Raw genomic sequence first — 22,069 nt, 5'->3', positions numbered from 1 at the left:
CGCGTCAGGGGGCTTGCTCCTTCGGTCACTTGAGCGCGCAGCGCTGTTCCCGCGTGACGATCTCCAGGTCGAAGGAGCCCCCGGACGTCTCGGGGCGGGTGAGCAGATACTCCCGTACCCGCCCCAACAGGGCCTCGCGCTCGGCCGGTTCGAGCACCAGCACATGGGAGTGGGTGGCGATGGTGGCCAGCAGCGAGTCAATGGTGCGCGGCTGCCGGTGCGGGAAGTCGGCGTTCTCCACCGGGGTGAACGCGGCGTGCGGCTCGATGCCCCGGCCCGAGGCCCAGTCCAGGAAGGAGACCCGTCCGGACGACGCTTTCCCGAGCCCCGCGATCCACTCCACCCGGTCGTCGTCGGTGTTCCACACCGCGCCCAGCGTGCCGCCGGGCCGCAGCACCCGGGCGATCTCCGGCAGCGCCCGCTCCTGGTCGAACCAGTGGAACGCCTGCCCCACCACCACCGCGTCCACCGACGCGTCCGGCAGCGGGATCGCCTCCGCGCCGCCCGCCAGTGCCGTCACCGACGGCAGCAGCCGGACGAGTTCGCCGCGCATGCCGTCGTCCGGCTCCACCGCCGTCACCCGGTGGCCGAGCGCCACCAGCGACGCGCTCAGCTTGCCGGTGCCCGCGCCGAGGTCCAGGACGTCCAGCGCCCCGTCCCGCGACCCCAGCGCCCACCGCACCCCGGCCTCCGGATAATCCGGCCGGTGCTCGGCATAAGCGGCGGCCTCCGCCCCGAAGGAGGAGGCCCGGCGCGCGAACATCTCGGGGTCGGTGCCGTCGGCACCGGTGTGAGTTGCCATGCGCCGACCCTACGCGGGCCCCCCGGGGCCCTTCCTCAGAGCCGCCGCGTGGCAAGCAACAGCCGGTCCCTGGCGTCGAAGAGCGCGTCCTTGATCATCTGCTCGTGGGCCGGGGTGAGCCGGGCGACCGGCACCGAGCAGCTCACGGCGTCGCGCGCCGGCGTGCGGTACGGGACGGCGATGCCGAAGCAGCGCAGGCCCAGCGTGTTCTCCTCGCGGTCCACGGCGAAGCCCTGCTCCCGGATCTGGGCCAGCTCCTCGATCAGCTTCTCGCGGTCGGTGTGGGTGTGCTCGGTCAGCGGTTCCAGCGTCTCCGGCAGCAGCTTGCGCACCTGCTCGTCGGTGTACGTGGCCAGCAGCGCCTTGCCGAGCGAGGTGGAGTGCGCGGGCAGCCGGCGCCCGACCCGGGTGAAGGGCCGCAGATAGTGCTGGGACTGCCGGGTGGCCAGATAGACCACGCTGGTGCCGTCCAGCCGGGCGAGGTGGATGGTCTCGCTGGTGTCGTCCGACAGCCGGTCCAGCGTGGGCCGGGCCGCGGCCACCACCTCGTCGCCGTCGATGTACGAGGTGCCGACGAGCAGCGCCCGCACCCCGATGCCGTACCGGGTGCCGGTGGCGTCGGTCTCGATCCAGCCCAGCTCGACCAGTGTGCGCAGCAGCATGTACAGGCTGGACTTCGGATATCCCACCGACTCCTGCACGGCGGCCAGGCTGTGCATGCCGGGGCGGCCCGCGAAGAACTCCAGCAGTTCCACCGTGCGGACCGCGGACTTGACCTGGGAACCGGCTCCCTCGGCAACAGCCATCGCGTACGACCCCTCGCGTTCGTTCGTCTTGTTCCGTCGGGGCCCGTGGACGTAGGCTCCGAAGAGTGATTCACATCTGAAGACGCCGTTCAGTATATAGAACGAAGCCCTCGCGCAGCACAGAAGCAGTACGGAAATCGTCGCGCAGTACGGAAATGTGGAGGTTCTTCCGGTGGCAGTACCAGTCTGGAGCGTCGACCCCCGAACCGGGAAGCAGCGGGAGCAGGTCGCGGTGGAGGCCACGGCCGGGGACGTGGACGCCGCCGTGCGCGCGGCGGCCGCCGCCCTCCCCGCGCTCGCCGACCGCAGCGTACGCTCCCGCCTGCTGCGCGGCGCCGCCGGGCTGCTGGAGGAGGATGCCGAGCGGATCATCGCCGCCGCCGACGCCGAGACCGCGCTCGGCGTCCCCCGGCTCACCGGCGAACTCGCCCGCACCGCCTACCAGTTGCGCGCGTTCGCGGACGTGGTCGAGGAGGGCGGCTTCCTTGACGTGATCATCGACCACGCCGACCCGGACGCCAAACCCATCCCGCGCCCCGACCTGCGCCGCTTCAAGGTCCCGCTGGGCGTCGTCGCCGTCTACGCGGCCAGCAATTTCCCGCTCGCCTTCTCCGTGCCCGGCGGCGACACCGCGAGCGCGCTGGCGGCCGGCTGCCCCGTCGTCGTCAAGGCGCACCCCGACCACCCCGCGACCTCCGCGCTCTGCGCCGACGTGCTGCGCCGGGCCGCCGTCGCCGCGGGCCTGCCCGACGGCACGATCGGCCTGGTGCACGGCTTCGAAGCGGGCGTCGCCCTCGTGAAGCACCCCTCGATCGCAGCGGCGGGCTTCACCGGCTCCGTCCCCGGCGGCCGGGCCCTGTTCGACGCGGCGGCGGCCCGCCCGCGCCCGATCCCCTTCCACGGCGAGCTGGGCAGCCTCAATCCGGTGGTCGTCACCGAGGAGGCCGCCGCCGAGCGCGCCGAGCAGATCGGCGCGGGCCTCGCCGGGTCCTTCACCCTCGGCGTCGGCCAGTTCTGCACCAAGCCCGGCCTGGTCCTGGCGCCCGGCGGCGAGCACGGCGACCGGCTGGTGGCCGCGCTCACCGGCGCCGCCGCCGGCGCGGGTCCCGGTGTGCTGCTGGACGCCCGCATGCGCGACAACTTCCTCAAGGGCGTCGCCGCCCGCGCCGGCCTGCCCGGCGTCGCGCAGCCGGTCCCCGCGGGCGACGGCGGCGAGCACGCCGTACGCCCCGGCTTCCTCACCGTCGCCGCCGCCGACCTCGCCGGGCAGGACGCGTACGACCTGCTGCTGGAGGAGTGCTTCGGGCCGCTGACCGTCGTCGTGCGGTACGGGTCTGCCGCCGAACTGGCCGCGGTCCTCGACCGGCTGCCCGGCAATCTCACGGCGACCGCGCACCTGGGCGCGGAAGAGGCCACGCGGTCCGGCGGCGAGGCGGCGGAGCTGCTGGCCCGGCTGACCGCGCTCGCCGGCCGCGTCCTGGTCAACGGCTGGCCGACCGGTGTCGCCGTGGCACCCGCGCAGCACCACGGCGGCCCCTACCCGGCCACGACCTCCACGTCGACCTCCGTGGGCGGCACCGCGATCGAGCGCTGGCTGCGGCCGGTGGCGTACCAGGACACGCCGCCCGCGCTGCTGCCGCCCGAGCTGCGCGACGACAATCCGCCGGGTGTGCCGCGCCGGGTGGACGGCGTGCTGGAGCGCTGACGGCGCGGTGGCTGATGCTGAGCCCGCTGAGGGGGTCGAGCCGGCTCAGCCGGTGAGGTGGCCCAGGAGCACCGGCACATGGCTGTGCTCCGGGTCCTTCACCGCCGTCAGCAGCGTCACGCGCCGGGTACGGGCCAGCTCGCGCAGCCGCCGTACGGCCTCGTCCTGCGCGGGCCCGGCCAGCTCCGCCCGGTAGCGCTCGGCGAAGTCGGCGTACTGATCGGGGTGCGCGTGGAACCAGGTGCGCAGCTCCGTGGAGGGCGTCAGCTCCTTGCACCACTCGTCCACCGCGGCCCGCGCCTTGGCGACCCCGCGCGGCCACAGCCGGTCGACCAGCACCCGGACCCCGTCGTCCGCGTCCGCCTCGCCGTAGATCCGCCGCACCCGGAAGCCGGCCGCCGTGTCCGCGCCCTTCGTCATGCCGCCCGCCTCCCAGCTTTCCGGCCCTGCGGTCCGGCCCTGTGACCGTTGGTGGTCCGGCCGGGTGGACCGCCCTTGCGTCCTTCCAGCCAACGCCTTCCGCCGCCGTCGCGCCACCGTGTCAGCGGTGCGGCGCCGCCGGGCGGCGGAGCGCGAGGGTGGCGAGCGCGGTGACCGTCAGCAGCGCGGCGGACAGCAGCAGACAGGTGCGCAGGCCCGGCAGGAAACGGTCGGGGCGCGCGACCAGCGCGCCGAAGGCCGCCACGGCGAGGGCGCCCGCGATCTGCCGGCCCGCGTTGAGCACACCGGCCGCCAGGCCCGCCCGCTCGGCCGGTGTCGCGTCCAGCAGCGCGGCGGTCAGCGGCGGTACGGCCAGCGCGCCGCCCAGGCCCAGCGGCACCATGACGACCGCGAGCAGCGCCGCCGGGGTCCCGGCACCGACCGGCAGCAGGATCAACAGGCCGACGATCATCAGCAGCTGTCCGGCGAGCATCGGCAGCCGGGGCCCGAACCGCGCGGCCAGCCGGCCGGCGACGACGTTCACCAGCGCGATCAGCGCCGTCATCGGCAGGAACATCAGCCCCGCGCCGAGCGCGGACTGCCCGCGCACCTGCTGGAAGAAGAGGCTGAGCACGAAGATCATCCCGTAGAAGGCGAAGCTCAGCGCGGCGCCCACCGCGACGCAGACCGCCACCGTACGGTCCCGGAACAGCCCCAGCGGTACGACGGGGTGCGCGGTGCGGGCCTCGATCAGGAAGAAGCAGACGAGCACCGCGACCGCGACGGCCGCCGCCACCGCCCCCAGCCCGCCGCCCTCGATCACCGCGAAGGTCAGCGCGGCGAGGCCGAGCACCGCGGTGAGCTGGCCGGGCACGTCCAGCGGGGCGGTCCGCCGGGGGGAGCGCGGCGTACGGGCCAGCAGCGCGGCGGCGAGCAGGCCGATCGGCAGATTGATGAAGAAGATGCCGCGCCAGGACCAGACCGAGGTCAAAGCGCCGCCCGCGACCGGCCCGAGCGCCACGGCCACCGCGCCGCCCGCCGCCCACAGCGCGACGGCCCGCGCCCGGCCCATGCCGGAGCTGCCGGAGCCGCCCGCGTCCGGATATGCCTGCCGTACCAGCGCGAGCGACGCGGGCAGCATCACCGAGGCCGCCGCGCCCTGGACGACCCGGGTACCGATCAGCACACCGAGGCCCGGCGCACACCCGCAGGCCGCCGAGGCCGCGGTGAAGACGGCCAGGCCCGCCAGGAAGGCGCGCCCCGCGCCGATCCGGTCCGACAGCGCTCCGGTCGACAGCATGAAGGCGGCGAACACCAGCGTGTAGCCGTCCACCACCCACTGCAGCGCGGCCAGACCGCCGTGCAGATCGGCGCCGATGGACGGCAGCGCCACGGTCACGACGGACGCGTCCAGGGTGATCACGAAGAAGCCGAGCAGCGCGGCGGCCAGCGTACGGCCGGGCGAGCGGACGACCGCCTCAGCGGCCGGTACGTCGGAAGCCGGTGCGCCGGAAGCCGGTACGGGGGAGGCCGGTACGGGCAGCGGCGCGTCATCGGTCAGGCAGGAAGACATGCGATCAGCGTGGCGGCGGTCGGCGCCGTACAGTAGTGGCCTCAATGCCATGGTTCCGGAGGTTCTGGCCATGCCCTTCAGCTGCCACCGGCCGCACCGGGTCGCGGTGATCGCCGCGCGGCCGGTGTCGATGTTCAACCTCGCCGTGCCCGAGATGCTCTTCGGCAAGGTCGAGGTGGACGGCGGCCCCGGTTACGAGGTCGAGCTGTGCACCCCGGACCCCGGCGCCGTCGGGACCGGCGGCGGCGCCGAGCTGATGATCCGGCCCGGCCTTGAGGCGGTCGAACGGGCCGACACCGTGATCGTCGCCGGTACCGGCTCCCGGGAGGACCCCGACCTGCGGGTGGTGGACGCGCTGCGGCGGGCGGCCGGCGCGGGCAAGCGGGTCGCCTCCATCTGCACCGGCGCCTTCCTGCTCGCCGAGGCGGGGCTGCTCGATGGCCGCCAGGCCACCACGTACTGGGCGTACACCGGCCAACTCGCCGAGCGGTACCCGGCGGTGGTCATGGAGCCGGACGTGCTCTTCGTCCAGGACGGCCCGATGCTCACCTCCTCCGGCTACGCGGCGGGCATCGACCTGTGCCTGCACATCATCCGCACCGACTACGGCGCGGCCGTCGCCAACACCGTGGCGCGGCTCGCCCTCGTCGCACCCGTACGGCACGGCGGGCAGACGCAGTTCACCGAGACCCCGCTGCCCGCCGAGACCGGCACCTCGCTCGCCGCGACCAGGGCGTGGGCGATGACCCGGCTCGACCAGCCGCTCACCCTCGCCGACCTCGCCCGGCACGCGTCGGTCAGCGTCCGTACGCTCTCCCGCCGCTTCCACGCCGAGGCCGGGCTGAGCCCGCTCCAGTGGCTGCTGCACCAACGCGTCGAACGGGCCAAGGAGTTGCTGGAGACGACGACGCTGCCGGTCGACCAGGTCGCGCGGGCCAGCGGCCTGGGCACCGCCGACTCGCTGCGCGCGCATCTGCTGCGCCGGGCGGGCCTGACCCCCAGCGAGTACCGCGCGACCTTCTCCCGGCTGACCGCGGTCTGACGGTTCTGTCCTCACGACCCTCCCCGCACGGCACCGCACGGCACGGCACGGCGCGACCCGGCCGCCGGACCGCGGCCCCGCCTCGTACAGTGCGGTGCATGGCTGCTGAGAGCGATGTGCTGCACATCAAGGGACGCGTGCTGGTCGGGCCCGAGGAGATCAGGGACGAACTGTGGGTGGTCGGCGGGCGGATCAGCTACGACCGCCCGGCCGCCGCGCCGGCCGTGACCGTCACCGGCTGGACGCTGCCGGGCCTGGTCGACGCGCACTGCCACGTCGGCCTCGACGCGCAGGGCCCGGTCGACGCGGCCACCGCGGAGAAGCAGGCGCTCACCGACCGGGAGGCCGGGGCGCTGCTGCTGCGCGACGCGGGCTCGCCCAGCGACACCCGCTGGGTCGACGACCGCGCCGACCTGCCGCGGATCATCCGGGCGGGCCGGCACATCGCCCGTACCCGCCGCTACATCCGCAACTACGCCCATGAGATCGAGCCCGGCGACCTGACCGCGTACGTACGGCGCGAGGCGCGGCGCGGCGACGGCTGGGTGAAGCTGGTCGGCGACTGGATCGACCGGGAGGCCGGCGACCTGGCCGCCTGCTGGCCCAAGGGCGCGCTCACCGAGGCGATCGCCGCCGCCCACGAGGAGGGCGCCCGGGTCACCGCGCACTGCTTCGCCGAGGACTCGCTCACCGACCTGGTCGAGGCCGGTATCGACTGCGTCGAGCACGCCACCGGGCTGACCGAGGACACCATCCCGCTCTTCGCCGAGCACGGCGTCGCCATCGTCCCGACGCTGGTCAACATCGCCACCTTCCCCGCACTCGCGGCCGGCGGCGAGGCCAAATTCCCGCGCTGGGCCGACCACTTGAGGCGGCTGCACGCGCGCCGCCACGACACCGTACGGGCCGCGTACGACGCCGGGATCCCGGTCTTCGCCGGTACGGACGCGGGCGGCAGCCTCGCGCACGGGCTGATCCCCGACGAGGTCGCCGAACTGGCCGCGGCCGGCCTGCCCGCCACCGCCGCGCTGTCCGCCGCGACCTGGGGCGCCCGCGCCTGGCTCGGCCGCGACGGCCTCACCGAGGGCGCGTCCGCCGATCTCGTGGTCTACGACAGCGACCCGCGCGCGGACGTCCGGGTGCTGGCCGCGCCGCGGCGGATCGTACTGCGCGGCGCCGTCGTCGGCTGACCGCGGCGACGGTCGTTGACGGACCGTTACCCGGAGGCGGCGGTGCACGTTGGACATCACCGCGCACGCACCGGCGCGTCAACCGAGGTGAGCGGTGTCATCCCGTGATCCGGGTGACGCGGGGGAACAGCCGTGCCGCAAGATTCGAAGAAGCACACGGAAACCACCCTTATGGGTGAACTGACGCCGTGTGCCCGCCAGTTCACCCTCAGTGCGTAAACATGGCCGGGTCGATGTCCCCGGCGGCTGTCCCCAACAGTCCCGCGCCGGGGACTCCATGCCACTTGTGGGGGTTTTCCACCGTGTACCGCACCATCAACGTCAGCCTGCCCGCACGCCGTTCGGCCGCCGCCATCGGCGCCGCCGTCGCCCTCGCGGCGGGCACCCTCGTCGTCGCGCCGGGCGCGCAGGCGACGCCCGCCGGCACGGGGGGCGGCTCGTCCACCGCGACCGTGCTGCGGGCAGGGCTCGACGTGTCGCTGTTGAACAAGACCGTGGACGTGCCGCTGAACGTCTCGCTCAACGATGTGAAGGCGCCGGCCGACGCCAAGGAGACCGCGCTGACCGTGAAGGTGGGCAGCGGTGTGGAGCACGGGCGCGAGGTGAACATCCTGCGGGCCGACGTCGCGACGGCCAACGCCACGGCCGACCGCTGGAAGGCCGAGGGCTACGCCAACATCGCCAAGGCAGAGGTCCACGTCCCGGGCCTGCCGCTGCTCTCCCTGGTGAAGCTGGACGCGATCACCTCCAGGGCCACCTGCCAGGTGGGCCACAAGCCGACCGCCAGTTCCAAGCTGGTCGGTGTGACGGTTCTCGGGAAGACGATCTCGCTCAACGCGGTGGGCAGCACGGATCTGGACGTCGCCGGGGTCGGCAAGGTCAGCCTGCGCCTCACCGATACCGTCATCACCTCCCGTACGGCCGCGGCCACCGCCCTCCAGTTGAAGATCCACATCAACCCGCTGGAGCTGGGCGTCGCCGACGTCACCGGTGACGTCACGCTGGCGCAGGCCACCTGCCGTACGCCGCAGGCGAGCGGCTCGACCGGCGGCTCGACCTCGGGCGGCAACTCCGGCGGCTCCTCCAACGGCGGTTCGACGAACGGCGGTTCCACCAACGGTGGATCGACCAACGGTGGATCGACCAACGGCGGTTCGACCAACGGCGGCTCCAGTTCCGGTTCGACGAACGGTGGCTCGACCAACGGCGGTTCCACCGGCGGCCACTCCACGTCCGGCTCCACCTCCGGTTCCACGTCCGGCTCGACCAGCGGTTCCACGGGCGGCCACTCCACCAGCGGCTCGTCCGGCTCCGCCGGCACCTCGGGCAGCTCCGGCACCGGCGGTACCGACACCCGCGCGCAGACCGGCACCGACACCGTGAGCACCGGCGACCTCGCCGAGACCGGTGCCAGCTCCTCCACGCCGTACATGGCCTTCGGCGCCGTCGGCCTGGTCGCGGCCGGCGCCGGCGCCTTCCTGCTCACCAACCGCCGCCGCAAGGCGTCCTCCGGCGCCGAGTAACGCCGCGGCGGCCGAATCGGGCGAACACCCCAATAGTGGGGAGGGCGGCTCCGCTCCGGGAGCCGCCCTCTACGCTGTTCCCCACGAGCGGCGGCTGGGCTACCGTTCACCTTGGGGATGGGCGAGCGGGGCGGGCGGAGTAGATGGTCGACGGGCTTTTCGCGGGTCGTTACGAACTGGCGGAGCTGCTCGGCTCCGGTGGAATGGCCCGAGTGCACCGCGCCCGCGACACCCGCATGGGCCGCGTCGTCGCCGTGAAGACCCTGCTGCCGGAACTGGCCAGCGACCCCGACGCGCGCCGCAGATTCGCCCGCGAGGCCCAGGCCGCGGGCGCCCTCAACCACCCCGGCATCGTCACCGTGCACGACCAGGACGAGGTCCGTACCGACGACGACACCGTGGTGCCGTTCCTCGTCATGGAGTACGTCCAGGGCAGCACCCTGGCCCAACTCGTCCGCGAGCAGGTCTGGTTCGACCCGGAGCGCGCGGTACGGATCGCCTGCGACATGCTGGACGCGCTGGCCCACGCGCACAGCCACGGCACCGTCCACCGCGACGTGAAGCCCGCGAACGTGATGATCACCTCCGAAGGCGCCGTCAAGGTCGCCGACTTCGGCATCGCGCACGTCCTGCACACCGCCGACGCCCGGCTGACCGCCACCGGCTCCGCCATCGGCACTCCCAGCTACATGTCGCCCGAGCAGATCAACGGCGTGGACATCGACGCCCGCAGCGATGTGTACGCGGTCGGCTGTGTGCTGATGGAACTGCTCACCGGCAAGCCGCCGTTCACCGACGGCAATCCGATCAACCTCATGTACTGGCACGTGCACACCCCGCCGCCCGCGCCCTCCCAGCGCAATCCGCGGGTGCCCAAGGAACTGGACGCGCTGGTGCTCGGCGCGCTCGCCAAGGACCCGGCCGACCGCCCCACGGACGCCGCCGCCTTCCGCGACCGGCTGCGCGGCTGGCTGGCCGACACCGGCTCCAGCGCCCTGACCGGACCGGCCGCGACGCCCGCCACCGGGCCGCGGGACGGCGGCGCCCCCGACTCCGGAGGCCACGGCTCCCAGGATTCCGGCTCCCAGCATTCCGGCCGCCGCACCCCGGCCGCCGACCCGCGTGCCACCTTCGGCGTGCCCGGCGCGCCGCTGCCCGCGCTGCCGCCCAAGGCGCGCTCCGGCGAGCAGACCCCGCCGGGCACCCCGCCGAAGCCACTGTCACCGTCCGGCACCCCGGCCGCCGCCTCCGCCGCGGGCCGCGGCACGCCCGTACCGCCCGCGTCCGCCGCGGGCCAGGGCACCCCAACGCCGTCCGCCGCGCGCGACGCGACCCCGCACCCGGCCGGCTACGGACAGCCGGAGCACCCCGCGTACCGCACCCCGTCGCGGCCGCTGCCGCCGCAGTACCTGCCGAACGCGCCCCGGCCGCCGGGCACCCCACCGCCGATCAACGTCCGTTCGCCCGGCCAGGCCGTGCCGCCCGGCCCCCGCGCCGGCCGACGCCGCTGGATCGCGGCCGGCGCGGGCGTCGCGGTCGCCGCCGTCGCGGTGACCGTGACGCTGATCTTCGCGCCGATCGGCGGCGGCAAGGGCACCGACGACCCCACCGACACCCCGACCGTGCAGAACGCCGCGCTCAAACTGCACGGCGGCAAGGAGGGCAGCGGCTACAGCGGCGGGGTGAACGGCGTCGTCCGCCCCTCGACGGCCACCGGCGGCACCCTCAATCTGATCACCACCTATGCGACGCCCAACCTCCTCGACCCGGCCGCCACCTACGACCAGGCGTCGTGGAACCTCCAGCGGATGTTCCTGCGCAAGCTCGTCGACTACGCACCCGTGCCCGGCGACGGCGGCCGCAAGGTGGTGCCCGACCTCGCCACCGACACCGGCCAGGTCAGCTCCGACGGCCGCACCTGGACCTTCCGCCTCAAGGACGGCGTGACCTTCGACAACGGCACGCCGATCACCTCCAAGGACGTCAAGTACGGCATCGAGCGGACCTTCGACCGCGGCGCCTTCCCCGAGGGCCCCTCCTACTTCACCGACATCCTCGACCAGGGCCAGCACTACCCGGGCCCGTACGCGGACACCGACACCGACAAGCTCGGTCTCCGCTCGGTCACCACCCCCGACGACCGCACCATCGTCTTCAAACTCGCCAAGCCCTACGCCGACTTCCGCTATGTGCTCGCGCTGTCCATCGGCGCGCCGGTCCCGCGTTCCGCCGACACCGGCCAGGGCAAGGACTTCGAGAAGCACCCGGTCGGCAGCGGCCCGTACAAGGTGGCCAGTTACACGCCGGGCTCGTCGCTGCACATGGTCCGCAACACCCACTGGAACCCCGCGACCGACACCGTCCACTCCGCGCTGCCCGACGCGGTCGACCTGAAGATCGTCACCAGCCAGGACGCCGTGGAGTCCGCGCTGCTCAGCGGCGCCGCCGATCTGGACCTGGCCGGTCAGACGCTCAGCGACACGACCGAGACGAAGATCCTCAACGACCCGTCGCTGAAGGCCAACACCGACCTCGTCTTCACCGGCACCACCCGCTATCTGAGCCTCCAGACAGCCGTCGCGCCGCTCGACCGCTTCGAGTGCCGCCGCGCGGTGCAGTACGCCGTGGACAAGGCCGAGGTGCGCGCCAAGCTCGGCGGGCAGTACGAAGCAGGCGACATCGCCAGCACCATGCTGCCGCCGACCACCGACGGCTACAGCACCTCGGCCACCCCGTACGGCGCGCAGGGGCCGTATCCGGACGAGGCCCGCAAGCAGCTCAGCGAGTGCGGGCTGCCCGACGGCTTCAGCGTCACCATGGCGGGCATCAAGGGCTCGCCGCGGCTCCAGGACGCGATGGAGTCCATCAGTTCCTCGCTCGCCGAGATCGGCATCAAGGTCAAGATCGTGACCGAGGACTCCTCCGCCTTCTACGACACGCTGCTGTCGCCCAGCAAGCTCAAGGCCGCCAAGTGGGGCATCGTGATGACCGGTTGGGCCGCGGACTGGCCGACCGGCGGCGGCTTCCTGCGCGCGCTGATCCAGCCCGGCAGCGTCAACAACTACGCCAATCTGGACGACACCGAGATCAACAATCTGGTGTCCGAGGCCGACAACACCGCCGACCCGGGCAAGGCCGCGTCGATCTGGCAGACCGTGGACGCCAAGGTGATGGGCGAGAGCACGATGGTCCCGCTGATCTACGTCCAGCACCTGGTCTACCGCGGCACACGCCTGACCAATGTCTACGACCAGCAGGTGCTCGGCGGCGTCGACCTGACGGCGCTCGGCATCAAGTCCTAGCGCTGCCGGGGGAGTCGGGCCCCGGTCACATGTCGAGGTCGGCCAGGGCCGTGGCCAGGGCGTTGACGAAGCCGTCGGTCGTACGGCGGTCGCGGACGGCGACGCGGAGCCAGTCGGTGCCGAGGCCGGGGAAGGTGTCGGCGCGGCGGACGGCGTAGCCCATCGCCCGCAGATCGCGGCGGACGGCGGCGGCACCGGGGATGCGCAGCAGGACGAAGGGCGCCGCGGGCGCGTTGCCCGCGACCTCGACACCGGACAGTTCGGCCAACCGGTCCAGCAGATAGGCGCGTTCGCCGACCACCGTACGGGCCGCCTCCGCCGCCTCCGCGAGGGCGTCCGGCGCGACGCACGCGACGGCCGCCGCCAGCGCGGGGGTCGACACCGCCCACAGCGGCTGCGCGCGCTCCAGCGCGGCGATCGTGCCGGCGTCGCCGAGCACATAGCCGATCCGCAGCCCGGCGAGCCCCCAGGTCTTGGTGAGGCTGCGCAGCACGACCAGGCCCGGTACGTCCCGGGCCGCCGCCAGCGACTCGGTCTCGCCCGGCACCGCGTCCATGAACGCCTCGTCCACCACCAGGGTGCGGCCGGTGCGGGCCAACTTCCGTATCGCGGCGGCCGGATGGAGGACGGAGGTCGGATTGGTCGGATTGCCGACCACCACCAGATCGGCGTCCTCGGGCACCGCCGCCGGATCGAGCACGAAGCGGTCGGCCTCGGCGAGCAGGGCCCGCCGCACCTCGTGCCCGGCCGCCCGCAGCGCCGCCTCCGGTTCGGTGAACTGCGGGTGCACCACCACGGCATGACGTGGCGTCAGCGCGCGGGCCAGCAGGACGAACGCCTCGGCCGCGCCCGCCGTCAGCAGCACCTCGCCGTCCGGCCGGCCGTGCCGTACGGCCACCGCGTGCCGGGCCGCGCGCCCGTCGGGATACGCGGCCAGGTCCGTCAGCGAGGCCGCGATCCGCTCGCGCAGCCACACCGGGGGAGTGCCCGCGCGGACATTGACCGCCAGGTCGATCAGGCCGGCACCGACCTCCGCGTCGCCGTGGTGCCGCAGGTCGTATGCGTCGGGCCCGTCGTCACCCCCGGCGGCGGTCCGCGCCGCGGCGAGGCCGTCGGGCTCGCGGTCAGTGGGCGTGCGCATGGTGGCCGCCCCCGTGATCGTGGGAGCCGTGGTCGTGGGAGCCGTGGCCGTCGTGCGGGTCGTGGTCGTGCGGGCCGTGGCTGTGCGACGGGTCGTCCGGGTGGTGGTGCGGCTGCTGCGGCCTACCCACGCGGTCCTCGAAGCCGGGCAGCTTCACCCGGTACACGCAGGTGTCGCAGTTCATCCGCAGGTCGCCCTCGACCGTCTCGCGGTAGCGCTCCAGCACCAGCTCCGCCAACTCCGGCTCGGGGCCGATCACTTCGGCGTTCCGTACGTCGAGCCCCGGCTGCCCGGCCGCCCATGCGGCGGCCTGCTCGCGCACCCGGTCCGGCAGCACCCCGGTGAACAGGAAGTACGGCAGGACGACGACGCTGCGGGCCCCCAGCCGCAGGCAGCGGTCGAGCCCCGCCGGCACGGACGGCTCGGCCAGCGACACGAACGCGGTCTCCACGCCCGCGTAACCGCGGCCCTCCCACAGCAGCCGCGCCACCTTGTACACCTCGGCGTTCGCGTCCGGGTCGGTCGATCCCCGGCCCACCAGCAGCACCGTGGTGTCCGCGCGGTCCGCCCCGGCCAGCGCCTCGTCGATCCGCCGCTCCAGCACTGTCAGCAGCTTCGGGTGCGGGCCGAGCGGGCGGCCGTACGCGTACGACGTGCCCGGGTGCCGCTGCTCCTCGCGGGCCAGCGCCGCCGGGATGTCGCCCTTGGCGTGCCCGGCCGACACCAGCACCAGCGGCACGGCGGCGAACCGCCGTTCGCCCGCCTCGACCAGGGCGGCCACCGAGTCCGCCAGCGGCGGCGGCGACAATTCGATGAAGCCGCCGCCGACCGCCAAGTCTGCGCTCTTGGCGCCCAGTTGGTCGACGAAGGAACGGAAGGCCGCGGCGCCGGCCGCGTCACGCGTGCCGTGGCCGACGAGGAGGAGGGCGGGGGGTCGGCTCACTGGTGGTTCTCCTTGACGGGATGTGCGGGCACGGCGTGTTCGGGGGCGGCGTGTTCGGGGAGTCGGCGCCCGGGCACGGGCTGTTCGGGGGGTGCGGGGAGGTCGGCCGGGTCGGTGTACAGCAGGGCGTTGAGCGCGGCGGCGGCCACCGCGGAGCCGCCCTTCTCCGAGATGTTGCTCACCGCGGGCAGCCCCGACGCCCGCAGGTGCGCCTTGCTCTCGGCTGCGCCCACGAAACCGACCGGCATGCCGATCACCAGCGCGGGCGCCGCGTCCAGTGCGAGCAGCTCCTCCAGGGCGGTGGGCGCGCAGCCGATCACCCACACCGCGCCGGGCCCGACCTGCGCGTACGCCAGCCGCACCGCGTGCGCGCTGCGGGTCAGCCCGGGCCCCGGCGAGGCGTCGGCGAGCCGGCACACCGAGGACCGGGCGGTGATCCCCGACGCGACCATCTCGACGTCCGCGACGACCGGCGCGCCCGCGTGCAACGCCGCGTGCGCCGCCCGCAATTCGTCCTCGTCGCACACCAGGTCCGTGGCGTAGCCGAGGTCCGCGCTGGAGTGGATCACCCGCTCCACCACGGCGCGGCGCAGCGGCGTCATGCCCGAGGTGTCGAGGCGGGACCGCAGGATGCGGAAGGACTCCTGCTCGATGGGGTGGACCGTACGGCTCACGCGGCATCTCCTCCGGAGGGGGCGGCGGGGGACGGGAGTGGGGTACGAGAGGTGGTCACGGCGCCTGCCAGCGGTAGCCGCGCGGGGTGACCATGCGGCCGGCGACGGTGCGGCTCGCGGTGTTGCCGACGGTCACGACCGTCACCATGTCCACGGTGGCGGGGTCGAGGCCGGCCAGCGTGGTGACCGCGACCCGCTCGTCCGGGCGGGAGGCGGCGTGCACGACGCCCACCGGGGTGTCGGGCGCGCGGTGCCCGGCCAGGATCGACAGGGCCTTCGGCAACTGCCAGTCGCGGCCCCGGCTGCGCGGGTTGTAGAAGGTCACCACGAGGTCGGCCTCGGCCGCCGCCCGCACCCGTCGCTCGATCACGTCCCACGGTGTGTGCAGGTCCGACAGGCTGATCGACACGTGGTCGTGGCCGAGCGGCGCGCCCAGCAGGGCGGCTGCCGCCAGCGCGGCGGTCACGCCGGGGACGCCGACCACATCGATGTCGTCGGCCGCCTCGGCGAGGGCGGGGGAGGCCATCGCGTACACCCCGGCGTCGCCGCTGCCGATCAGCGCGACGGCGTGGCCCGCGCGGGCCTCGGCGACCGCGGTGCGCGCCCGCTCCTCCTCCGCGCCCAGGCCGGACTCCAGCACCCGGGTGCCGGGCGCGAGCAGGTCGCGGATCTGGTCCACGTACTGGTCGAGGCCGACGAGCACCGAGGCGCGGCGCAGTTCGGCGACCGCGCGCGGCGTCACCAGGTCGCGCGCACCCGGGCCGAGGCCCACCACGGCGAGCCGGCCGCGCGGGTGGCGGCGGGCGACGGCGGCGGTCGCCATCGCCGACTTCCGCTTCTGGGCGACGAGTTCGCCGCCGGGCGCGGCGGCCAGCGCCGCCGCCTCCGCCACGGACGCGGTGCCGACCGCGGCGAGCGGGGCGGCCGAAGGATTCGGTACGGGGATGGCCGCGAGGGTGTCCGCGGGAAACGTCAGCAGCGGTACGCCGAAGGCCGCCGCCGCGGCCACGATCCCGGCTTCCGACGCCTTCGCGTCCACGGTCGCCAGCGCGGTGACGCTGCGCTCGGCCAGCCCGGCCTCCGCGAGCGTGCTCCGCACGAGGGTCACCACTTCCTCCCGGGTGACGCCCCGGCTGCCGCCGATGCCGACCGTCAGCGAAGGCGGCCTCAGGAACACGGTGTTCCCGGCCGTGATCCGTCGATCGGTGAGCCACACCGCGTACGGCGCTTCGTCCTCCGCCCCCCTCTCGGCCGGCGTCGGTTCGGCACCGCCGGGCCGCGCCGCTTCGGATCGGCCGGTTGCGGCGGTCCTGAGGGAACCGTCCTCCCTCGGGTGCCCTTGGCTGGCTTCGGGGGAAGCGTTCTTCCTCGTGGCGCTCTCTCCCGGAGGGAGCTTTTCCGCCATAGACGGCGGGGCCGGGATGAGGGCCGGGGGGAGGGGTGGGTGGGGCCAGATGGTGTCGGTGTGGAAGGTGACGGGTGGGGTGCCGTCGAGGAGGGCGCGGGTGACGGCGGGGAGGGCGCCCTCGGCGGGGTAGGGGAGGGTGTCGAGGGCGGTGGCGCCGACGGCGTCGGTCGCGGTGGTGACGACCGGCTCGGCGCCGAGGACGGAGGAGACCGCCGCGGCAAGGGAGTTGGCGCCGCCGCCGTGCCCGCCGAGGAGGGCGACGGCATAGCGGTGCGCCTCGTCCACGGTCACGACACCAGGATCCTCGGCCTTGCCGCGCAGGTGCGGCGCGAGCAGGCGGACGGCCGCCCCCGTGGCGAGGAAGAGCACGAGCTGGTCGCACTCCGCGAAGGCCGCCCCCACCACCTCCCGCAACGGCCGCGCGCCGTCGTCGTAGAGCACCGTCCTGCCCGGCCACGCGGCGGCGAGCCGCTCGCACCCGGTGCGGCCCGCCGCGGTCGCGGAGATGAGGCCGATCACAGAGATTCCCCTTCACTGGTGGCGGACGCGGGCCGCGCCCACAGCACGAACACCGGATTCGCCGCGGCCAGCCGCGTCACGTCCCCGGGCAGCGGCGCGAGCCGCGACGACTGGAGCAGGACACCGTCGGGCACCCACCCGGCGGCGCGCAGCGCGCCCCGTACCTCCGGCACCCGGTCGACGGCGGCCAGCGTCACCACGACCGAGCGCCGCGCCCGCCTGGCGCACGCCGTCACGATCGCGGCCAGCTCCCGCCCGCCGCCCCCGACGAACACCGCGTCGGGCGCCGGCAGCCCGTCGAGCGCCGCGGGCGCCTCGCCGTGCACGACCTGCACCTCGACACCGTGCGCGGCGGCGTTCGCCCGCACCCGGCCGGCGCCGTCGGCCGTCTTCTCCACGGCGATCACGGCGGCGCCGAACCGGGCGCACTCCACCGCGACCGCGCCGGACCCGGCGCCGACGTCCCACACCAGGTCCCCGGTGCGCGGCCCGAGCCTGGCCAGGGCCAGCGCCCGCACCTCGGCCTTGGTGACCATCGAGTCGCGGTGCGCGAAGTCCTCCTCGGGCAGCGCCCACCCGGCGGGCGCGACCGGCGCGCCGGCGACCGTACGGGAGGCGCCGGCCCGCCCGTCGAGCGCCGCGTCGGCCAGGCACAGCACGACCGCGGCCCCGGCCGCCGACCAGTCGCGGGCGGCGGCCTGCTCCGGCGTGACCCGCTCCACGCGCTCCGCGTCCGTACCGAGCGCCGAGCCGACGACGAGAGTGCGCGCCAGGCCGGTACGGGCCAGGGCGGCGCCCAACTCCGCGGGCCCGGCGCCCGGTCCGGTCAGCACGGCCGTCTTGGGGTGCGCCCGGCACACATGCACCGCGGTCCGCAGCTCGCGGCCGTGCGCGCTGACCACCACCGCGTCGTCCCAGCGCAGCCCGAGCCGCGCGAAGGCCACCGCGACCGACGGCGACGACGGCCGTACGTCGAGGGCCGCCGCGCCGAACCGCGCGCCCAACGCCCGTACGATGCCGAAGAATCCGGGATCGCCGGAGGCCAGCACCACCACCCGGGCGCCGGGCGCGGCCACGTACTCCGCGATCGTGTCCAGCGCGGGCGAGAGCGGGCCGAGCACCAGCCGCCGTACGCCGGACGGCAGTTCGGCGGCCTCCAGGTGGCGGGCGGCGCCCACCACCAGATCGGCGCCGCCGACCACGGGCGGCGCCCCGCCCGTGCCCATGCCGAGCACCGTGATCACGCCGTCACCCATGGGACTCACGAGGCTCCCGCGCTTCCTCGCCCGCCCGCGACTCCCGCAGCGCGCGCCGCGCCGCCGGATCGGCCCGCCGGAAACCGTGGAAGTGCCCCGGGTGGTAGAGGTGCGAGCGGGTCCCGGACGCCGCGAGCGCCGGGCCGACCAGGAAGAGCGTGTGCTTCCACAGCTTGTGCTCCTTGACGGTCGCCTCCAGCGTGCCGACCGTGCAGCGCAGCAACAGCTCCTCGGGCCACGTGACCTGATGGGCGATCAGCACCGGGGTGTCGGTGCGGTAGCCGCCCTCCAGCAGCTCGGCGGCCAGTTGACCCGACCGGGCCGCGGACAGGAACACCGCCATCGTCGTACCGTGCCGGGCGAATTCCCTGACCTCCTCGCCCGGCGGCATCGGCGTCTTGCCGCCGCCCAGCCGGGTCAGGATCACCGACTGCGCCACCTCGGGAATCGTCAACTCCCGCCCGGCCAGCGCCGCGACGGCCGAGAAGGAGGACACGCCCGGCACGATCTCGACCGCGATGCCGAGCGCCGCGCACCGGTCCACCTGCTCCTGCGTGCCGCCCCACAGCGCCGGGTCGCCGGAGTGGATCCGCGCCACCCGCAGCCCCTCGCGCAGCGCCCGCCCGTACACCGCGACCACGTCCTCCAGGGACATCGCCGCCGAGTCCAGGATCTCCGCGTCCGCGCGGGCGTGCTCCAGCACCTCCGCCTGGACCAGGCTCGCCGCCCAGATCACGACGTCCGCCTCGGCGATGGCCCGCGCCGCCCGGAAGGTCAGCAGATCCGCCGCGCCCGGGCCCGCGCCGACGATCGTCACCTTCGCCCCGGCCGGGGCCTGCGCCGCGCTCACAGCTTCCCCCCTCGGCCGCCGTCGCGCCGCGCGGGCGCGATCAGCGTCGACAGATACGGCAGCGGCCCGTCCAGCAGCTCCGCCGCGGGCCGGATCGACTCCTCCGGCAGCCCCAGCGAACTGCCCCACACCGCGCCCTCGGTCCTGCCCGTCTCGCGCAGCGCCGCCGCGACCTCGGCGGCCAGCCGCCCGAATTTGTACGCCACGACCGTGCCGGGACCGGCCAGCGCCTCCTTCAGCACCGCCGCCCCCGCCGTCACCGGGACCAGCGTCAACGGCTCGGTGCCCTCGGTCAGTACGGCGCCGCCGCGCGCTGCCAGCTCCTGCATCGCCGTGATCCCCGGCACCGTCTCCACCCGCACGCCGGGCACCAACTCCCTGATGGTGTGCGCCAGATACGTGAACGTGGAGTACACATTCGGGTCGCCGATCGTCGCGAAGGCCACCGTGCCGTGCTCCCGCAGCAGCTCGGCCACCCGCGCGCCCGCCGCGTCCCACGCCGCCTCGCGCCGCGCCCGGTCGGTCCGCTCGTTCAGCGCGAACACCACGCGGACGACGCGCTCGGCGTCCACGTAATGCAGCACCGTCGCCTCGGCGCGACCGCGCTCGCCGGTGTCCAGCACCGGTACGACGACGGCCGCGGCCGCGCGCAGCGCGTTCACTCCCTTGACGGTCACCAGCTCCGGGTCGCCGGGGCCCACCCCGACGCCGGTCAGCAGCGCGGTCATCGCGCACACCTCTCTACGAAGCGCCGTGCCAGCGACGGCTCGGCGGCCCAGTGCACATGCAGATACGAGGCATGCACGTCCGTGGTGGTGAAGCCCTCCACCCGGCGGCCGGTGCCGCCGGTCAGGCCCCACGCCGGTGCCGGGCCCGCGCCCGGCGCAACTCGCGTCCGGTGGAATTCGTGACCGCGCAGGCGCAGGCCCGCCGGTGCCAGGACGCTGTCGCCCAGCGCGACGGCCTCGCGGTAGCCCAATGTCAGGCGGTCGGTCATCGTCGCCCCGGCGTCGAGCACCCCGCACATCGGGGCGCCGTCCAACTCCCGTGCCAGGTAGAGCAGTCCGGCGCACTCTGCCGCGATCGGCCCCTCGAAGGCGGCGACCGCTTTGCGCAGCGGTTCGTTCGCCGAGAGGTCGGCGGCGTAGATCTCGGGGAAGCCGCCGCCGAGGACGATTCCGGCGGTGCCTTCCGGGAGGGCCTCGTCGCGGAGCGGATCGAAGGTCACGAGCTCCGCTCCGGCCGCGCGCAGCAGCTCCACCTGTTCCGCGTACGCGAAGGTGAAAGCCGCCCCGCCGGCGACGGTCACCACGGGCCGCCTGCGGCGGGCTGTCTCCCCTACCCCGCCCCTTCCCGAAACCGGGGGCCGGCCCCCGGACCCCCGGTCCTCGAACTCCCCCAGACTCCGTCCGGGAGGTGCCCCCAGACGGGCTGGTTGAGGATGAGGCTCGGAGCCCACGGGCGTGCCAGAAGCACAATTCAGCCCGTCCGGCGTTTGAGGACCGGGGTCCGGGGCCGACCCCCGGTTTCGGGAAGGGGCGGGGCTGGGGAGAGAAGCGCCGCAGGCCGCCACCTCCTCCACCGCGTCCCAGGCGGTGCCGTCCAGCGGCGGGGCGCTGCGCGCCAGGGCCAGCAGGGCCGGGAGGTCGCAGGAGTCGCGCAGCCGCCCCGCGAGATCGCGGACCCACGCGACCGCCTCGGGCCGCCGCTCGGCGGCGGGCACCAGCCCGAGGTGCCGGGACGGCACATGGACGTCGGCCGCGCGCCGCAGAGCGCCGAGCACGGGCACCCCCGACTCGTCGAGCGCCCCGCGCAGAAGAGCTTCGTGCCGGTCGGAGGCGACCTTGTTGAGGATCACCCCGCCGATCCGGACCCCGGGGTCCCAGGAGGCGAAGCCGTGGACGAGCGCGGCCACCGACCGCGACTGCGACGAGGCGTCGACCACCAGGACGACCGGCGCCCGCAGGATCTTGGCGACCTGTGCGGTGGAGCCCAGCTCCCCCTGCCCGGCGGCGCCGTCGAAGAGCCCCATGACGCCCTCGACGAGGGCGAGTTCACAGCCCGCCGCGCCGTGCGCGAAGAGCGGCACGATCCGCTCGGGCCCGCAGAGGTACGGGTCGAGATTGCGCCCGGGCCGGCCGCAGGCCAGCGCGTGGTAACCGGGGTCGATGTAGTCGGGCCCGGCCTTGTGCGGGGAGACGGCGAGCCCGGCCGCCGCGAAGGCGGCCATCAGCCCGGTGGCGACCGTCGTCTTGCCGCTGCCGGAGGCCGGCGCGGCGACGACGAGCCGGGGCACGGCGGTGGACGTCACCACTCGATGCCCCTCTGCCCCTTCTGCCCCACGTCCATGGGGTGCTTGACCTTGGACATGTCGGTGACGAGATCGGCGGCGTCCACGAGCGCGGGCGGCGCGTTGCGCCCGGTGATCACGACGTGCTGGGTGCCGGGCCGGTCGCGCAGCGCACCGACCACCTCGGCGGTGTCGACCCACCCCCAGTGCATGGGGTACGCGAACTCGTCCAGCACGTACAGCCGGTACGTCTCGGCGGCCAGGTCCCGCTTGACCTGCTCCCACCCCTCGCGGGCGGCCTCCTCGCTGGATTCCAGGTCCCGCTGCACCCAGGACCAGCCCTCGCCCATCTTGTGCCAGGCGACGGTGCCGCCCTCGCCGGAGGCGCCGAGCACGCGCAGCGCCCGCTCCTCGCCGACCTTCCACTTCGCGGACTTGACGAACTGGAACACCCCGACCGGCCAGCCCTGGTTCCACGCGCGCAGCGCGAGACCGAAGGCGGCGGTCGACTTGCCCTTGCCGATGCCGGTGTGCACGATCGTCAGCGGCCGGTTGCGGCGCTGACGGGTCGTCAGGCCGTCGTCCGGTACGGCATTCGGCTGTCCCTGCGGCATCAGACGGCCCT

General features: G+C 74.6%; 18 protein-coding genes. 5 read left to right on the top strand and 13 right to left on the bottom strand.

All coding sequences use genetic code 11. The features are described from left to right. Positions 1-25 precede the first annotated feature (25 nt). Positions 26-802, bottom strand: a complete 777-nt coding sequence (locus BM076_RS16925; protein ID WP_093714398.1) for a class I SAM-dependent methyltransferase — start codon at positions 800-802, stop codon at positions 26-28. Positions 803-837: 35 nt separating this feature from the next. Further along, positions 838-1,608, bottom strand: coding sequence for an IclR family transcriptional regulator (locus tag BM076_RS16920; RefSeq protein ID WP_093714397.1), 771 nt, complete (start codon positions 1,606-1,608; stop codon positions 838-840). A gap of 172 nt (positions 1,609-1,780) precedes the next feature. Between BM076_RS16920 and BM076_RS16915 the strand changes: the two genes are divergently transcribed. After that, on the top strand, positions 1,781-3,313 hold the full coding sequence (locus tag BM076_RS16915) for an aldehyde dehydrogenase (NADP(+)) (protein WP_093714396.1): 1,533 nt from the start codon (positions 1,781-1,783) through the stop codon (positions 3,311-3,313). A 45-nt stretch (positions 3,314-3,358) separates the two neighbouring features. Here BM076_RS16915 and BM076_RS16910 read toward each other — a convergent pair whose 3' ends face one another. Both BM076_RS16910 and BM076_RS16905 read right to left on the bottom strand, forming a co-directional pair. Next, positions 3,359-3,733 carry a DUF488 domain-containing protein gene (locus tag BM076_RS16910; RefSeq protein WP_093714395.1) on the bottom strand — a complete coding sequence of 125 codons (375 nt, stop codon included), beginning with the start codon at positions 3,731-3,733 and terminating at the stop codon, positions 3,359-3,361. 121 nt (positions 3,734-3,854) lie between these two features. Beyond that, positions 3,855-5,306 (bottom strand): MFS transporter, encoded by a 1,452-nt coding sequence (locus BM076_RS16905; RefSeq protein WP_093714394.1) that lies wholly within the window; start codon positions 5,304-5,306, stop codon positions 3,855-3,857. 70 nt (positions 5,307-5,376) lie between these two features. Here BM076_RS16905 and BM076_RS16900 point away from each other — a divergent pair, with 70 nt between their 5' ends. The 4 genes from BM076_RS16900 (at position 5,377) to BM076_RS16885 (ending at position 12,363) form a co-directional block, all read left to right on the top strand. Then, entirely contained in the window at positions 5,377-6,348 is a 972-nt protein-coding gene (locus BM076_RS16900) for a GlxA family transcriptional regulator (RefSeq protein ID WP_245796107.1), read from the top strand. Between the two features lie 98 nt (positions 6,349-6,446). Then, entirely contained in the window at positions 6,447-7,538 is a 1,092-nt protein-coding gene (locus tag BM076_RS16895) for an amidohydrolase family protein (protein ID WP_093714392.1), read from the top strand. Positions 7,539-7,840: 302 nt separating this feature from the next. Next, on the top strand, positions 7,841-9,061 hold the full coding sequence (locus tag BM076_RS16890; protein WP_245796106.1) for an SCO1860 family LAETG-anchored protein: 1,221 nt from the start codon (positions 7,841-7,843) through the stop codon (positions 9,059-9,061). Between the two features lie 143 nt (positions 9,062-9,204). Beyond that, complete coding sequence (locus BM076_RS16885) at positions 9,205-12,363, top strand: ABC transporter substrate-binding protein (RefSeq protein WP_093714391.1); 3,159 nt, start codon at positions 9,205-9,207, stop codon at positions 12,361-12,363. A gap of 25 nt (positions 12,364-12,388) precedes the next feature. On the opposite strand, the gene cobC is transcribed toward BM076_RS16885, so the two are convergent. From cobC to cobO, 9 genes are read right to left on the bottom strand one after another with little or no spacing between them, the layout of a single operon-like run. After that, positions 12,389-13,504 carry an Rv2231c family pyridoxal phosphate-dependent protein CobC gene (cobC, locus tag BM076_RS16880; protein ID WP_093714390.1) on the bottom strand — a complete coding sequence of 372 codons (1,116 nt, stop codon included), beginning with the start codon at positions 13,502-13,504 and terminating at the stop codon, positions 12,389-12,391. After that, entirely contained in the window at positions 13,488-14,447 is a 960-nt protein-coding gene (locus BM076_RS16875) for a sirohydrochlorin chelatase (RefSeq protein ID WP_093714389.1), read from the bottom strand. The genes cobC and BM076_RS16875 overlap by 17 nt, the downstream gene beginning before the upstream one ends. Next, on the bottom strand, positions 14,444-15,121 hold the full coding sequence (locus BM076_RS16870; RefSeq protein ID WP_093714388.1) for a precorrin-8X methylmutase: 678 nt from the start codon (positions 15,119-15,121) through the stop codon (positions 14,444-14,446). Before BM076_RS16870 ends, BM076_RS16875 begins: the two co-directional genes overlap by 4 nt. Before the next feature lie 55 nt (positions 15,122-15,176). Next, positions 15,177-17,048, bottom strand: a complete 1,872-nt coding sequence (gene cobJ, locus BM076_RS16865) for a precorrin-3B C(17)-methyltransferase (protein WP_093714387.1) — start codon at positions 17,046-17,048, stop codon at positions 15,177-15,179. Further along, entirely contained in the window at positions 17,045-18,292 is a 1,248-nt protein-coding gene (gene cbiE / locus BM076_RS16860) for a precorrin-6y C5,15-methyltransferase (decarboxylating) subunit CbiE (RefSeq protein WP_093714575.1), read from the bottom strand. The genes cobJ and cbiE overlap by 4 nt, the downstream gene beginning before the upstream one ends. Positions 18,293-18,296: 4 nt before the next feature. Then, complete coding sequence (cobM, locus tag BM076_RS16855; protein WP_093714386.1) at positions 18,297-19,154, bottom strand: precorrin-4 C(11)-methyltransferase; 858 nt, start codon at positions 19,152-19,154, stop codon at positions 18,297-18,299. After that, the gene (gene cobI / locus BM076_RS16850) at positions 19,151-19,882 is read right to left on the bottom strand and encodes a precorrin-2 C(20)-methyltransferase (protein WP_093714385.1); all 732 of its coding nucleotides are present in this window, start codon (positions 19,880-19,882) and stop codon (positions 19,151-19,153) included. The genes cobM and cobI overlap by 4 nt, the downstream gene beginning before the upstream one ends. Further along, on the bottom strand, positions 19,879-21,465 hold the full coding sequence (locus BM076_RS16845) for a cobyrinate a,c-diamide synthase (protein WP_177246481.1): 1,587 nt from the start codon (positions 21,463-21,465) through the stop codon (positions 19,879-19,881). Before BM076_RS16845 ends, cobI begins: the two co-directional genes overlap by 4 nt. After that, a complete protein-coding gene (gene cobO, locus BM076_RS16840) occupies positions 21,462-22,058 on the bottom strand; it encodes a cob(I)yrinic acid a,c-diamide adenosyltransferase (RefSeq protein WP_093714384.1) in 597 nt (198 codons plus the stop codon). Before cobO ends, BM076_RS16845 begins: the two co-directional genes overlap by 4 nt. Positions 22,059-22,069: the final 11 nt, after the last annotated feature.

It is taken from the genome of Actinacidiphila alni (assembly GCF_900112845.1).
GTDB lineage: Bacteria > Actinomycetota > Actinomycetes > Streptomycetales > Streptomycetaceae > Actinacidiphila > Actinacidiphila alni.
This window is presented reverse-complemented; position numbering and strand designations above follow the sequence as displayed.

Coding starts and splice junctions, on each gene's coding strand:
- BM076_RS16925 (WP_093714398.1), bottom strand. CDS start 802: ATGGCAACTCACACCGGTGCCGACGGCACCGACCCCGAGATGTTCGCG.
- BM076_RS16920 (WP_093714397.1), bottom strand. CDS start 1,608: ATGGCTGTTGCCGAGGGAGCCGGTTCCCAGGTCAAGTCCGCGGTCCGC.
- BM076_RS16910 (WP_093714395.1), bottom strand. CDS start 3,733: ATGACGAAGGGCGCGGACACGGCGGCCGGCTTCCGGGTGCGGCGGATC.
- BM076_RS16905 (WP_093714394.1), bottom strand. CDS start 5,306: ATGTCTTCCTGCCTGACCGATGACGCGCCGCTGCCCGTACCGGCCTCC.
- BM076_RS16900 (WP_245796107.1), top strand. CDS start 5,377: ATGCCCTTCAGCTGCCACCGGCCGCACCGGGTCGCGGTGATCGCCGCG.
- BM076_RS16895 (WP_093714392.1), top strand. CDS start 6,447: ATGGCTGCTGAGAGCGATGTGCTGCACATCAAGGGACGCGTGCTGGTC.
- BM076_RS16885 (WP_093714391.1), top strand. CDS start 9,205: ATGGTCGACGGGCTTTTCGCGGGTCGTTACGAACTGGCGGAGCTGCTC.
- cobC (WP_093714390.1), bottom strand. CDS start 13,504: ATGCGCACGCCCACTGACCGCGAGCCCGACGGCCTCGCCGCGGCGCGG.
- cobI (WP_093714385.1), bottom strand. CDS start 19,882: ATGACCGCGCTGCTGACCGGCGTCGGGGTGGGCCCCGGCGACCCGGAG.
- cobO (WP_093714384.1), bottom strand. CDS start 22,058: ATGCCGCAGGGACAGCCGAATGCCGTACCGGACGACGGCCTGACGACC.